Raw genomic sequence first — 14,122 nt, 5'->3', positions numbered from 1 at the left:
AGAAAACAAGGAAAGGCCAACACCGTAAGCACACAGCCAAAGCAGACCACTAACAAAACAAGGAAAGGCCAAAAAAACCAGAACAACGAAAGACAAAAAAACCAGCCTCAAGCAAACGTATCCACCAACCCCACACTCCGCCGCACGGCAACATCCGCCACAACAGAATCAGACCCCGAACCAGAACCGCCAGCAAAACCCCCCGCAGCCCCGCTGCCACTCCCACCGGAACGGCCCGACCCCGCACTCTGCTGCTGCCCGCCCTGCCGGGCAAACCCATCGCTAACACTAGCGCTCCCCAACCCAATCCCATTCGCCTCCATCGCCTCGCGAAGCTTCGGCAATGCGGCCTCGACAGCCTCCCGCACCTGCTGATGCTGCGAAACAAACAACGCATGGGCATGGTTATCGGCAACCTGCAACACCACCTGCAATGGCCCCAGATCCTTCGGATTCAAAGTCAGCTCGGCGCTCTGCGAATGCGCATTCGATAAAAACACCACCTTCTGACTCAACGCATCTTCCCAGTCCGTCGTGCCCACCTGCGGCGACAACGCATTCGCCACCGCCGCAGCACCCGCGTTACCCGCTGTTTGCACTGCCGTCGTCGTGCTCGCGGCGCTCGCCGCGACCTGGCCGGCGGCCAGCGCCGCCGTCGCGGCATCGGCGGCACTCCTGAAGGACGCCAGATCGTCAGCCTGCGCACCACCGGCCGCCGTCGCGCTCAGCGCATCAGCCGCGGCCTTCGAGGCCGCCGATGGATCGGCCGCCGTCGTGGGCGCCGCCGTCAAGGTAGTCTTGTCGGCGCTCGATCCCTTGCCGTTGCCGAACAAACCGGCCGCAAGCGTCTTGCCATCCGCCGATCCGTTCAGCCCGTTGCCCGCACCAGCCCCCAACCCGCCTGCCGCCGTCGCGTTCGTCGCGGCGCCGCTTGCCAGTGCCTGTGCCGGAACCACGGCCTGGCCGCTCGCCAGCGCGGCCAGCGCTGCTTGCAAGGCATCCTGCACCGACTTCGAATCGCTGGAAGCCGTCTTTTTGCCCTTGGCGCCGTCCGTCGTAGTGTCCGTGCCGGCCTGCGTGGTGGCGGCGTCAGTCAGTGCCGTGGCGGGGTCGGCGCTTGCCGGATCGGTGGCGTTATTTGCGTTGACCTGAGCTTGGGCTTGAGCCTGCGCGGCGGCGGCGGCGGCCGCCGCTGCCGCTGCCGCGGCTGCTGCACCCGCGTCGGTCTGCGTGGTGGTGTTGGCGGACTTCGACGGCGTGGCGTTCCCCGTGCCGCTCGAAGTCTGCTGCGAGCTGGTTGACGAACCGGACGACGAAGCCGACGACGAACTCGATGAAGAACCATTCGCCGAGCTGCTGTTGTTCGTGTTGCTGCTCGAAGCATTCTGGTTCTTCGTCGACGGATCGGGCGGCGGCGGCGCGTCATGCACGCTCGACGAAGAGGCCGAAGACGACGAGGAAGCAGCCGGAGACGAAGACGAGGAGGGCGGCGGAGCCGGCGGCTTGCTCGCACTCTGCGCGGCCGCGTTGTTCTGCAGGTCGATGCTCTGCTGAAGGGTTTGCGAGAACGGTGTGGCGTTCGCCGCAGCGGCCATGGCCGCAGTGGTCGACGTGCTGGCGGCGGAGCCGAGCAGCGAGCCGATCTGTGAAAGAAGCGACATAGGGAATCCTGTCAATCCATCAAACGGGGTGTTCGGTCATCGAGGCGGCGCCCGGGCGCGTCAAACGCCCTCGGCACGCATCCTCAGAATGCGGGCGGCGTGTTCGTCGGCATCGCGCTGATCGCGCCGCGCCGCGGTTTTCGCTTCGGTGGCAGCGCCGCGTGCCTGCAGCACTTCATACGAGCCGAGCTTCTGCTTCTGGCGCTGCCAGTCGGGCTTGGCCGCCTCGACGCGCGCATTGGCCGTCACCAGCAGGTTGCGCTGCTGCTCGATGGCGGCGTCGAGCGTGTCGATGAACGCCTGGAAATTGCGCATGTTGCCGGCCGGCATGCCAGTCTGAGCGGTCGCCGTGAAACGCGCGTGATATTCGTCCCGATACTGCACCAGCGAATCGAGCTGCGACTGCACGTCGTTGCGCTCGCGCTGCGCGCGGCCCAGACGTTGCGCGGCGGCATCCACATCGTCCTGCGCCAGGCCGATAAGTGTCTTGATCGGAAAGTGTTTCGCCATCGTCAGCCTCCTTGGGCAAACAGCGCGTCAAGCATCTCGAGACTCGGTTCAAAGTTCGCACATTCGCGGAAACCTTGCTGCAAAAACGCTTCCATCCTCGGATACAACGCAATCGCGCGGTCGAGCAGCGCGTCGCGCCCGCTCGAATAGGCGCCGACGTTGATCAGATCGCGGTTGCGCTGATAGCGCGACAGCATCTGCTTGAACATACGCGTTTTCTCGAGATGGTTATCGTCGATCAGCGCGGTCATTGCCCGGCTAATCGACGCTTCGATGTCGATCGCCGGATAGTGGCCGGCCTCGGCGAGCGAGCGCGACAGCACGATGTGGCCGTCGAGAATCGCGCGCGCGGAGTCGGCGATCGGGTCCTGCTGGTCGTCGCCTTCGGTCAGCACGGTGTAGAACGCGGTAATCGAACCGCCGCCCGCCGGACCGTTGCCGGTCCGTTCGACCAGTGCCGGCAGTTTGGCGAACACCGAAGGCGGATAGCCCTTGGTGGCGGGCGGCTCGCCCACGGCCAGCGCGATCTCGCGCTGAGCCATCGCGTAGCGGGTCAGCGAATCCATCAGCAGCAGCACGTGCTTGCCCTGATCGCGGAAATATTCGGCGAGCGAGGTCGAGTACGACGCGGCCTGCATCCGCAGGAGCGGCGAGACGTCGGCCGGCGCGGCGATCACGACCGAGCGCGCCAGACCCTCCTCACCGAGAATCTGCTCGATGAATTCCTTCACTTCGCGGCCGCGTTCGCCGATCAGGCCGATCACGATTACCTCGGCGCTGGTGTAGCGCGCCATCGTGCCGAGCAGCACCGATTTACCGACGCCCGACCCGGCGAACAGGCCCATGCGCTGGCCGCGGCCCACAGTCAGGAGCGCGTTGATCGCGCGTACGCCGACGTCGAGCACCTTGTGAATCGGCTCACGGTTTAGCGGGTTGATGACCGGCGAGGACAAGGGCGCATCGGCCTGCGCGCCGAGCGGGCCGAGCCCGTCGAGCGGGCGGCCGGACGCGTCCAGCACACGCCCGAGCAGTTCCCAGCCGACCGGCAGGCGCTTTGCGCCCGCCATCGGATCGGCGATCGGCGCGCTTTCGAGTGGGTACACGCGCGCGCCGGGCAGCAGGCCGATCACCTCGGTGGTCGGCATCAGAAACAGTTTGTCGCCGGAGAAGCCGACGACTTCGGCTTCGGCCATCGCCAGAGAACTGCCGCGCGGCAGTTCGATCATCACTTCGGCGCCCACCGACAGGCGCAAGCCGACCGCTTCGAGCACGAGGCCGGCGGCGCGGGTCAAGCGTCCGCAGGCCCGCATCGGTTTGGCGATCGCGTTGCGCTCGCGCAGCGCGCCGAGCCGGCCACGCCAGGCTTGCATGTGCGGGTTGCTGTCGAGCGCGGGGTCGTACGGGGCGGCGAGGGGCGGGAGGGAAGCGGGACTCGAAGAAGGGGCATGTGAGGCGGCATCTGCGGCAGCGGATTCGCGGCTCGCCGCCGCGCCCTTCGCCGGCAACACGGCGCGAGCTTGACCGTGGCCGGGCTCCCGCAGCGCCGCGTCGATAGCCGCGACCGCGGCTGCCGCGGGCGTAAGCGCAGGCGGCGTATCCGCCAGCGCCTCGGCGCCGAACGACGCCAGCGCCAGCTCGCGCTCGAGCGGCGTCAGATCGCTGGCGCGGATATCTTCGAGCGTGGGCTTCACCATGTGCTCACCTTGCCGAGTGCGGCGGCGACGCGCTCCCAGCGCGTGTCGATGCCGGCGTCGACCTCACCGGTGCCGGCCTGCGCGCGGCAGCCGCCGCGCTCGACCGCCGGATCGGTCCGCACGGTCCAGCCGCGCGTTTGCAATTCTTCCATCAGATAGGCCTCGACGACCGGCAGGTCGGCGGGGCTGACGATCAACGCCGGCGCACCGACCAGCGCCGGTTCGGTGGCCAGCACCTCGCGGGCGGCGGCAATCAGCGCGGTCGGATCGTGCTGAACATGCTGGCGCACAACCTGTTGGGCGATGTCCAGCGCCAACGCGACCAGCGTTTCCGAGATCGCGCCTTGCGCACCGTCGAGCGCCGCCTTGAAGGTCTCGGCCAGCGCCGCCAGACGCGCCGCTTCTTCGCGCGCTTCGCTTTGACCCTGCTCGAAACCTTGAGCATGGCCCTGCTCGTAACCCGCCTGATAGCCGAGCGCCTGCCCGGCCACGTGCCCCGTCGCGATGCCCTGCGCATGCGCGGCGTCGCGCACACGTTCGAGTTCGGCTTCGAACGCGCCGTCGTCGACTTCGGGTTCGGGCGGCGGTGGCGGCACCGGGTCGAACGAAGCCATCTCCCAGCGCTGGTAGGCCGAGAGGCTTTCCTTCGCCGCGGAGTTCTGATCAGACATAGGCATCTTCCGCCTTGCCGCCTAGCGCGATCTGGCCGCTTTCCGCCAGATTACGCACGATTTGCAGGATGCGGCGCTGCTGCGTCTCGACTTCGGAGACGCGCACCGGGCCGCGCGAATCGAGGTCTTCGGCGAGCAGTTCGGCAGCACGCTGCGACATGTTCGACAGGAACTTCTGGCGCAACGCGGGCGGCGCGCCCTTCAGCGAGATGATCAACGCCTCGGACTCGACTTCCTTCAGCAGCAACTGGATCGCGCGATCCTCGAGATCGAGCAGGTTCTCGAATACGAACATCTGATCGATGATCTTCTGCGCGAGTTCCGCGTCGTACTGGCGAACATTCTCGATGACGCCTTCTTCATGGTTGCTCGACATGAAGTTGAGAATTTCGGCCGCCGTGCGGATACCGCCCATCGGGCTGCGCTTCAGGTTGTCGCTGCCGGACAGAAGACCGGTGAGCACGTCGTCGAGTTCGCGCAGCGCGGCGGGCTGAATACCGTCGAGCGTGGCGATCCGCAGCAGCACGTCGTTGCGCAGACGCTCAGTGAAGCAGGCGACGATTTCCGAGGCCTGATCGCGGTCCAGGTGAACCAGGATGGTCGCGATGATCTGCGGATGTTCGTTCTTGATGAGCTCGGCCACCGCCGCGGAGTCCATCCACTTGAGGCCTTCGATCCCGCTGGTATCGCTGCCCTGCAGAATCCGGTCGATGATCGCGCCGGCCTTGTCGTCGCCGAGCGCCTTGGTCAGCACCGAACGGATGTAGTCACTCGAATCGAGCGACAGCGCAGTGTGCTTCTCGGCCTCGCGCACGAATTCCTGCAGGACTTCGTCGATCTGCTCGCGCGTGATGTTCTTCAACGCGGCCATCGCCACGCCGATCTTCTGGACCTCACGCGGTCCGAGGAATTTGAACACCTGCGCGGCTTCTTCCTCACCGATCGACATCAGCAGGAGCGCGCTCTTCATTACGCCTTCAGCGCTCATCGGACACCCAATTTTTCACGACGGTTGCAACGATCTTCGGATCCTGGCGGGCAATGTTGCGCGCGAATTCCAGATTCCGTTCGTATTTGTGTTTCTCGTTTTCGAATGCCAGCAGCTCGCTGTCGCCTTCCATTTCCGTGATGGCGGTAACGCGCTCGGCGGCCGGAATGCCGTCCAGCAGGATCGGTTCGTCCGGCGACGGCAGTGCCGCGGCGACGGCCGGCTCCGGCGGCGGGAAGGCGCGGCGCAGGGCCGGCTTCACCATCACGAAGTAGAGGAACAGGGCGACTGCGCCGATGCCGAGGTAGGTCGCGAGCTGCTTGGCGAGCGCCATCATGTCCGGCGTGCGCCACCACGGCAGGTCGGCATCCGGATCGATGTCGGCGGTGAACGGGCTGTTGACCACGTTGACCGAGTCGCCGCGCGCCTGGTCGAAGCCCATCGCGTCCTTCACCAGTTGATTGACCTGCGCGAGCTTGTCGGCGGTGACCGGTTGCATCGTTGCGTGGCCCTTGGCGTCGACCACCCGCAGATAGTTGACCACCACCGCCACCGACAGACGCTTGATGCCGCCCATCGGCTGCTCCAGATGCTGCACGGTCTTGTTGAGTTCGTAGTTGGTGGTCGAATCCTTGCGATCGCTGACCGGCGTCGTGGTGACGCCCGGTGTGCCATTACCCGCCGTGATCGGCGCGGAAGCGGGCTGCGGCGGCTGGTTCGACAGCGCCCCCGGCACGCCCGAGGCGCCGGCTTGTGACATTTCGGTGGCGGTGCTCGATTGCATGCTGCGGATCGCCGCCTGCTGCGGGGTGCCGTTCGGGCCGTAGTTTTCCGAGGTCTGCTCGCTGCGCGAGAAGTCGATATCGGCGCTGACCTGCGAGTGCGCGTTGCCGGAGCCGAACAGGGGCGACAGGATCGCGTCGATGCGTTGCTGGGTGTTGCGCTCGATCTGCTGGCGGTACTTCAGTTGCGAGGCGTCCAGACCGCTGCCGGTGGACGGCTGTGTCAGCAGGTTGCCGTCCTGATCGAGGATGGTCACGCCCTTCACCGGCATGTCCGGCACCGCCGACGACACCATATGGGTGATCGCCAGCACCTGGCCTTCGTCGAGCGCGCGGCCCGGATAAAGGTTGACCAGCACGGAGGCCGACGGCGCTTCCTTGTCGCGCACGAACACCGAAGGCTTCGGAATGGCCAGATGCACGCGCGCCGACTTCACCGACGAAATCGACTCGATGGTGCGCTCCAGCTCACCTTCCAGCGAGCGCTGGTAGTTGATCTGTTCGGCAAACTGGCTGATGCCGAACTTCTGGTTGTCCATCAGTTCGAAGCCGACCGAGCCGCTCTTGGGCAGACCTTGCGAAGCCAGCCGCAGACGCATTTCATGCACCTGATCGGACGGCACGAGGATCGCGCCACCGGCGTCGGAAAACTTGTAGGGGATGTTGGCCGCCTGCAGCGCGGTGATGATGGCGCCGCCGTCGCGGTCCGACAGGTTGCTGTAGAGCACCTTGTAGTCCGGCGCGCGCGACCACAGGAACAGACCCGCGACGATGGCGACCAGCAGCGCAACCGCGAAAATCAGCGGTGCGCGCGGGTTGCCGCGCATTTGCGCGAGACCCGACAGACGCTGGCCGAAATTGCCGCCCAGGTTGCCCCCCAGGCCGCCGAGATCCGCTGCGCCGCCGGCCTGGCCGGCGCCGGCAGCACCGGCGCCCGGCTGCGCGCCAGCGAGGCCCATGCGGGCGTCGGGGTTGATCAAAGAGTTGGCTGACGAATCCATGCGTCGGGTATCTCCGGGATGCCTTTGCGTTCTGCCGCTTGAGCGCACCGAGGGTCGGCGGGCGTGCGGACAGAGACTTTCACCATTGAAATTATCCGCAGCGCGGCTCAACCCGATTGCTTGAATAGAGCGGGGTTTCCCCCCTAGTTTCGGGGCTTTCCCTGAGGACCCACTGCTATGCTTTCGTCCAGATCGGTGCGGTTTCCGGCATGCCGGTCGTCATTCCCTGGAGAGAACATGACTTTGCCCGTAAACCCGCTTACGTCGGCGCTGCAGCAGATGCAGTCGATGGCGGCGCAAGCGACCGGCAGCAGCAGCCCGGTGGTCGACCAGTCCGGCGCGGCTACGGCCGGTGGGTTCGCCTCGGCGCTGAAGGCGTCGCTGGACAAGATCAGCGGCGATCAGACCAAGGCGGTCGGCGAATCGCAGGCGTTCGAACTCGGCGCGTCCAACGTCTCGCTGAACGACGTGATGGTCGATATGCAGAAGGCCAACGTCGGCTTCCAGTTCGGGCTGCAGGTGCGCAACAAACTGGTCACGGCCTACAACGACATCATGCAGATGTCGGTGTGAGTGCGATTCGGCGGCAGCGCTGTTCCGTCCGCCCGAATGGATGCACGCACGCGCCCGGATGCAACGCTGTGCGCTCGCACGGCAGGACGATCCGCCAGACGCCCTCGCGGCGCTTCATGGCGGACGGCCTTGCCGCGCTCGGCGCGCAATCGCCGCGATCGGCCCCTTAATCCTCCTTACATCGGCCTAAAGCTTTCCCGCTGCCTATCCGATAACCAGGTATAGGCAGAAATCCTGGGCGCGGCAGCGTGCCCGGATGGGGAGCCACGACCAACCGCAGTGCAATAAAGGAGGAGCGCCGATGTTTTCCCCAGGACACTCTGGAGCCAACGCGTACGCGCGCGTCGGCGTCGAGACAGGGGTGATGGGCGCGAGTCCGCATCGTCTGATCGTGATGTTGTATCAGGGCGCCCGGCAGGCGATCGCGCAAGCGCGCATGCATGTGCAGCAGGGTAATGTGCCGGCTCGCGGCGAGGCGATCGGCAAGGCGATTCAGATCGTCGAAAGCGGGCTGCAGTTATCGCTGAACCTTGAGGTGGGCGGCGAGATTGCAGAGCGGTTGGACGCGCTATATGCCTATATGTCGCGCCGGTTGCTCGAAGCCAATATAAATCAGAGCGAGGCGATGCTGGTCGAGGTCGATGGCCTGCTGGCGACACTCGAAGAGGCATGGATCGGGATCGCCCCGGAGATCGCGCGGATGGCAGCTCAGCCGGCCGCGGAAAGCATGAGATGACACCGAACGCAGAATATTTCGCCCGCTACGAGGCGATTGCAGCGATTTCCCGCCGCATGCTGATGATTGCCCGGCGCGCCTTGTGGAGCGATCTGGCCCACTTGCAGGAGGAATATCGGAATCTGGTGGACGCGTTGAAAGACGCGGAAACCGGCGTCAGGCTGGACGATGCGGAGCGCCTGCGCAAGTACGCGCTGATCCGTCAGATCCTTGCCGACGACGCTGCGATCCGCGATCTGGCGAATCCGCGTATGGCCAATCTGTCGGCGCTGTTCGCCGGACGGCCGACTCGCGTGCTCAAGGAACTGTACGGGGCGCGCTGAGGCTGTCCGCGGGCACCACGCTGCCTGAGTCCGCCTGACACTATTTGTGCGTGTCGCTGCCAATGCGACCAAGGAATCGGTATGAACGGAATCGACGCGGTCGTCAGTTCGTTGCTCGCGAACCGGGTCGACAGTCTGCTCAATCTCGCGCCGGGCAGTGCGACGGCTTCGCAGACTGGCGCGGCGGGCGTCGATACTGAGGTTCTCAATACCACGCCTGTTGCGCCTCCCGCGCCTCCTGCGGCTTCCGCGCAAACCGCGCTGTCCGCCGTCGCGCTGGCGCTCAATGCAATTGTGAACTCAGGCGGCGAGGCGACGCCGGCCGTGCTCGGCCAGGCGCCGATCTGGCCGGCCGCGCCGGCGCTCGACATCGAGGCCGGCGGCCTGCCGCTTTTCGATACGGCCGCCACGTCCGCGGCTTCCACTGCGAATCCGAATCCCGCCGGTACTGCCGCTGCAGCCGGAACTGCCGCCACCGCCAATGTGGCGGCGGCCCAGGTGCCGGTCGCGGCGCTCGCCGCCGCGCTCGAACAGACGGTGGGCCAAAGCGGCCTGTTTTACGAATCCCATCTCGCGCAATGGCTGGCCGGCCAGAGCACGCCCGCCGCCCTGGCCGGCGAGGCGCAAAACAAGCTGGTGGCCGCCGCCGCCCAATTGCCGCTCAACTGGGCGAGCGACGCCGATCAGGCGGCTTCCTCCAATGCGTCGTCCCGGCAGGGCATGGGCGCTGCGGCCAACGGTCCGGCCAACGGCGCGCAGGACGGCAACGCGGCCGCCCGGATGCCGTCGATCCAGACCGCGCAGGCCGCGCGCTTCGTAGCGGGCGAGGTGCTGGCGAGTTCCCTGTCCGATCTGAACGGCCAGCCGGCACACGCCAGCTTACGTGGCGCGGCCGTGCAAGCGGACGACAGCGGGTCGCCGCAAAACTCACAATCGATGGCGGCCGCGGTTCATCCCGCGACGGTGCCGTTGGTGCGTCAGCAACTCGATCTGCTCGCCACCGGGCAGTTTCGCTGGACCGGCGAAGCATGGCCGGGCGCCAAGCTCGATTGGACCGTCGAGCAGGAAGGCGACGAATGGGATCGCAGCGGCGGCGGCATGGCGAGTGAGGACGATCAGCCGTGGCGCACGCGGCTGACGCTCTCGCTGCCGACGCTCGGCACCGTCGACGCGGATCTGACGCTGACCGGCTCGCGGCTGATCGCACGCGTGCAGGCGAGCCCGGTCGGCGCGGCGCGATTGTCGATGCAGGGTGAGGACTTTCGTCAACGGCTCGCGGCGGCCGGGATCGAATTGCATGGATTGACGATTCGCGAGATCGGCGGCGGCATACCGGCTACCACGGCCGGCGCGGCGGGTGCCGCGGCCGCAGGGCAGGCGGCGGCGTCCGCCTATGCGCGCTCGGCGGCTGACAAGACGCCGGCGGGGCGCCGCACGGCGGGTGTTGGCCGGCCGGCCGGCGCGCCGCTCGACGATTTCGATTGGGACATGTGATGAGCCGCAGACATCGCCGCAGCGCGGCTGCGCTCGTCTACGACGCGCAAGGCAAAGATCCCGCGCCGCGCGTGGTCGCCAAAGGCTACGGCATGCTGGCCGAAATGATCGTGCAGCGCGCCAAGGAAGCCGGCCTGTATGTGCACGAGGCGCCGGAGATGGTCTCGTTGCTGATGCAGGTCGATCTCGATACGCGGATTCCGCCGCAGCTTTATCAGGCGGTGGCGGAGTTGCTCGCGTGGCTGCATCGGCTGGAAAGCGGTGCCGAGAAGGAGCCCGAAAGTGGGACGGCCGCCGCGCATGACGTCACAGACGTGGTGGCGACGGATATAGCGGATGGTTCTGGCGGGGCGTCCAGGCGCTGAGGCGATCGCGCGCGATGCTTCGTTGTGCCGTGCGCAGGATGGCTGGCGCTGGTTATCCGGCCCCCGATGGCCGGCCCCCCGAATGGCCGGCCCCCGGAAACCCGGCGCCCGGATGGCCGGCCCCGTCAAAACCGCAGCATCAGTTTCAAGAGCGCGTTCACCCGTTTGCCGTACGGCGGCGAGATCCATCCGCGCGCGTTCAGGCGCGCCTGCGTCAGCACCGGCTTCATCTTCGAGAAGTTCACGAAACCTTCGTAGCCGTGATAGGCCCCCATGCCGCTCGCGCCGACGCCGCCGAACGGCAGGCTTTCGCACGCCAGATGCATCAGTGTTTCGTTGATCGCCATGCCGCCCGCAATGGTGTCGCGCGTAACGCGCTCGATGGTCGCGGTGTCGTCGGCGTAGAGATACAACGCCAGCGGCCGCGGACGTGCATTGACCCACGCGATCGCGTCGTCGAGCGTGTCATAGGAGACGATCGGCAGCAGCGGGCCGAAGATTTCCTCCTGCATCAGCGCGCTTTCATCCGGCGCATTCGTGACGGCGATCAGCGGAAAGCGGCGGCTTGCCTCGTCCGGCGTGCTGTCGGTGAGCCGGTGCAGTTGCGCGCCGGCGGCTTGTGCTTCATCGGCAAGACGTTGCAGGCGCGCAAAGTGCCGCTCGGAGATGATCGACGTGTAATCGAGGTTGTGCGCAAAGTCGGGGTACACCTTCGCCATGCGCGCGCGCGCCCGTTCGATGAACGCCTGCTCCTTGCCGCGCGGCACCAGCACGTAGTCCGGCGCGACGCAGGTCTGACCCGCGTTGAGCGTCTTGCCGGCGATGAGGTTATCCACCGCGTTGTCGAAGCGCGCGTGCTGGCCGATGATGGCCGGCGACTTGCCGCCGAGCTCCAGCGTGACGGGCGTCAGATGGTCGGCGGCGGCGCGCATCACTTCGTGACCGATTTTGGTCGAGCCGGTGAACAGCAGATGGTCGAACGGTTGCGAGCTGAACGCGGCGGCGAAGGCGGCGTCGCCATTCACCACAGCAACGTGTTCGCGGGCGAAGGTCTGGCCGATCAGCTGCTCGAACAGCGCCGAGGTGCGCGGCGTCAATTCGGACATCTTGATAATGGCGCGGTTGCCAGCCGTCAGCGCGCTGATCAGCGGACCGGCGGCGAGCAGCACCGGATAGTTCCACGGCACGATGATGCCGATCACGCCGAGCGGCTGCGGTACGACTTTCGCGCGCGCCGGCATCAGCCATTTGCTGGTGCTGCGGCGCTGCGTTCTCATCCAGCGTTTGCCGTGTCTGAGCGCGGCATCGATCTCCTCTTTCACCAGCAGGAACTCGGCGAGCAGCACTTCCTGTTTCGCGCGATTGCCGAAGTCGGCGCTCATTGCGTCGGCGAGTGCGTCGCGATTGTCGAGCATCACTTTGCGTAGCGCTTTCAGATGCCCGGCACGGATTTCCCACGACGGGTACGGTGCCTGCAAATACGCGTGGCGTTGATCGCGCAGCAGCGCTTCGAGCGCGACGACCTCTGGCAAATCGTTCTTCATGGATGTCCACTCCCTGATGGATGACGGTGCGCGTTGAGTCGCGCTTATTGGTGTGTTGCTGGTGTGTTTTCGATCCGCCCGCTTTGCTTCAGGCGGGAAATGCCCTTTCGACGATTGCCGCGTGGTCGAACGTGACCGGCAGCGTGCCGTACACACGGCCGCTCTCGCCGCAGCCGTCGCCGAGCCGTGTCGCGATGAAGGCCTCGGCGACTTCCGGCGGTGCGTACCTCAGCAGCAAGCTGGCCTGCGCGATCAACACGATCTGCTGCGCGATCCGTCGGGCGGCGGCTTCGCGATGTTCGGCGGGGCCGTTGAGCGTGGCGGCGAGCTTGCCAAGTGCGGCGCTCAAAGCCGGGTGTCCGTGTGCATCTGCCTGCCATGCTGCGAACAGGGCCTGCGCCGCGTCGGGTTCGCGCTCCATGGCGCGCAGCACGTCGAGGCACATCACATTGCCGGAGCCTTCCCAGATCGAATTCACGGGCGCTTCACGATAGAACCGTGCCATCGGAGCGGTTTCGACGTAACCGTTGCCGCCCCACACTTCCATCGCTTCGCCGGTGAATTCCAGCGCGCGCTTGCAGACCCAGTACTTCGCGGCCGGTGTGACGATCCGGCGCCATGCGCGTTCGGCGGGCGCGGCCGACGCTGCATCCGCCGACGCCTCGAACGCACGCGCGAGCCGCATGAACAGCACCGTCGCGGCTTCCGATTCCAGCGCCAGATCGGCGAGCACATTGCGCATCAGCGGCTGATCGGCGAGATGGCGGCCGAAGGCGCTGCGATGCCGCGCATGGTGGATCGCCTGCACCAGCGCCGCGCGCATCAACGCCGCGCTGCCGATCACGCAATCGAGCCGCGTGTAGTTCGCCATTTCGATGATGGTCGGCACGCCGCGGCCTTCGTCGCCGATCATGATGCCGAACGCGTCGAAGAATTCGACCTCGCTGCTGGCATTCGAACGGTTACCGAGCTTGTCTTTCAGACGCTGGATCTGCACGGCGTTCTTGCTGCCGTCCGGCGCGAAGCGCGGCACGAAGAAGCATGAGAGGCCTTCGTGAGCGTCGCTGCGGGCGAGTACCAGATGCGCGTCGCATTGCGGCGCGGAGAAAAACCACTTGTGGCCGACCAGGCGGTATTCGGCGCCACGGCCGCTGCCGCGGGTGGCATACGCACGGGTCTGGTTACTGCGCACATCCGAGCCGCCTTGTTTCTCGGTCATCCCCATGCCGATCATCGCGGAGTTTTTTTGCGTGAGCGGCACGTCGCGGGGATCGTGCTCGCGGGTGTAGAGCTTGTCGCGCAGCGTCTCGAACAACGCCGGTTCGCGTTGCAATACCGGAATGCTCGCGAAGGTCATCGTCAGCGGGCAGAGGGAACCGGATTCGAGTTGCGCGTGCAGGAAGTAGCCGGCGCAACGCGCCACCATCGCACCGCGTTGAGGGTCTGAAAACGGCAACGCGTGGAGGCCTTCGCGGCGTAACAGCGACAGCAGCGTATGCCATGAAGGATGAAACTCCAGCGCGTCGATACGTTCACCGCGCGGATCGTGCGTGAAAAGTTCGGGCGTGTGACGGTTCGCCAGTTCGGCAAGCGCGAGTGTCTCGGGCGTGGCGAGTGCCGCGCCGTGCCGCTGCAACGCCTCGCGATGCCACGCGGCCCCGTCGCGATCGAGGGCGGCGGACAATGCCACGTCGCTGGAAAACAGGTTGTAGTCCGCGAGCGGAGGCACCTGATTTGTCACGTCATGGGTGTGGCCGAAGCTGTGCCGTTCCATCTGCTG

General features: G+C 66.2%; 13 protein-coding genes. 5 read left to right on the top strand and 8 right to left on the bottom strand.

Going from position 1 to position 14,122, the window contains the following annotated elements; genetic code table 11:
• Positions 1 to 107 precede the first annotated feature (107 nt).
• The 6 genes from PQR67_RS36445 to fliF are packed head-to-tail and all read right to left on the bottom strand — an operon-like array spanning position 108 to position 7,307.
• Positions 108 to 1,661: a flagellar hook-length control protein FliK gene (locus tag PQR67_RS36445; protein ID WP_408467641.1), complete on the bottom strand. Its 1,554-nt coding sequence runs from the start codon at positions 1,659 to 1,661 to the stop codon at positions 108 to 110.
• Between the two features lie 60 nt (positions 1,662 to 1,721).
• Positions 1,722 to 2,171, bottom strand: a complete 450-nt coding sequence (fliJ, locus tag PQR67_RS36440) for a flagellar export protein FliJ (RefSeq protein WP_408467640.1) — start codon at positions 2,169 to 2,171, stop codon at positions 1,722 to 1,724.
• A gap of 2 nt (positions 2,172 to 2,173) precedes the next feature.
• Positions 2,174 to 3,865 (bottom strand): flagellar protein export ATPase FliI, encoded by a 1,692-nt coding sequence (gene fliI / locus PQR67_RS36435; protein ID WP_408467639.1) that lies wholly within the window; start codon positions 3,863 to 3,865, stop codon positions 2,174 to 2,176.
• Positions 3,859 to 4,542 (bottom strand): flagellar assembly protein FliH, encoded by a 684-nt coding sequence (gene fliH / locus PQR67_RS36430; RefSeq protein ID WP_408467638.1) that lies wholly within the window; start codon positions 4,540 to 4,542, stop codon positions 3,859 to 3,861. Before fliH ends, fliI begins: the two co-directional genes overlap by 7 nt.
• Positions 4,529 to 5,524 carry a flagellar motor switch protein FliG gene (gene fliG, locus PQR67_RS36425; protein ID WP_028198529.1) on the bottom strand — a complete coding sequence of 332 codons (996 nt, stop codon included), beginning with the start codon at positions 5,522 to 5,524 and terminating at the stop codon, positions 4,529 to 4,531. Before fliG ends, fliH begins: the two co-directional genes overlap by 14 nt.
• Positions 5,514 to 7,307: a flagellar basal-body MS-ring/collar protein FliF gene (gene fliF / locus PQR67_RS36420; protein WP_408467637.1), complete on the bottom strand. Its 1,794-nt coding sequence runs from the start codon at positions 7,305 to 7,307 to the stop codon at positions 5,514 to 5,516. Before fliF ends, fliG begins: the two co-directional genes overlap by 11 nt.
• 237 nt (positions 7,308 to 7,544) lie before the next feature.
• Here fliF and fliE point away from each other — a divergent pair, with 237 nt between their 5' ends.
• From fliE to PQR67_RS36395, 5 genes are all read left to right on the top strand, one after another.
• Positions 7,545 to 7,880, top strand: a complete 336-nt coding sequence (fliE, locus tag PQR67_RS36415) for a flagellar hook-basal body complex protein FliE (protein WP_408467636.1) — start codon at positions 7,545 to 7,547, stop codon at positions 7,878 to 7,880.
• A 301-nt stretch (positions 7,881 to 8,181) separates the two neighbouring features.
• The gene (gene fliS / locus PQR67_RS36410; protein WP_408467635.1) at positions 8,182 to 8,616 is read left to right on the top strand and encodes a flagellar export chaperone FliS; all 435 of its coding nucleotides are present in this window, start codon (positions 8,182 to 8,184) and stop codon (positions 8,614 to 8,616) included.
• A complete protein-coding gene (locus PQR67_RS36405; RefSeq protein ID WP_408467634.1) occupies positions 8,613 to 8,939 on the top strand; it encodes a flagellar protein FliT in 327 nt (108 codons plus the stop codon). The genes fliS and PQR67_RS36405 overlap by 4 nt, the downstream gene beginning before the upstream one ends.
• Positions 8,940 to 9,020: 81 nt before the next feature.
• Positions 9,021 to 10,433, top strand: coding sequence for a flagellar hook-length control protein FliK (fliK, locus tag PQR67_RS36400; RefSeq protein WP_408467633.1), 1,413 nt, complete (start codon positions 9,021 to 9,023; stop codon positions 10,431 to 10,433).
• Positions 10,433 to 10,798, top strand: coding sequence for an EscU/YscU/HrcU family type III secretion system export apparatus switch protein (locus PQR67_RS36395; protein ID WP_408467632.1), 366 nt, complete (start codon positions 10,433 to 10,435; stop codon positions 10,796 to 10,798). Before fliK ends, PQR67_RS36395 begins: the two co-directional genes overlap by 1 nt.
• Before the next feature lie 125 nt (positions 10,799 to 10,923).
• Here PQR67_RS36395 and PQR67_RS36390 read toward each other — a convergent pair whose 3' ends face one another.
• Both PQR67_RS36390 and PQR67_RS36385 read right to left on the bottom strand, forming a co-directional pair.
• The gene (locus tag PQR67_RS36390; RefSeq protein WP_408467631.1) at positions 10,924 to 12,342 is read right to left on the bottom strand and encodes a coniferyl aldehyde dehydrogenase; all 1,419 of its coding nucleotides are present in this window, start codon (positions 12,340 to 12,342) and stop codon (positions 10,924 to 10,926) included.
• Positions 12,343 to 12,430: 88 nt separating this feature from the next.
• The gene (locus tag PQR67_RS36385) at positions 12,431 to 14,116 is read right to left on the bottom strand and encodes an isovaleryl-CoA dehydrogenase (RefSeq protein ID WP_408467630.1); all 1,686 of its coding nucleotides are present in this window, start codon (positions 14,114 to 14,116) and stop codon (positions 12,431 to 12,433) included.
• Positions 14,117 to 14,122 lie beyond the last annotated feature (6 nt).

This window comes from Paraburkholderia fungorum, assembly GCF_046026025.1.
Lineage (GTDB): Bacteria > Pseudomonadota > Gammaproteobacteria > Burkholderiales > Burkholderiaceae > Paraburkholderia > Paraburkholderia fungorum_E.
This window is presented reverse-complemented; position numbering and strand designations above follow the sequence as displayed.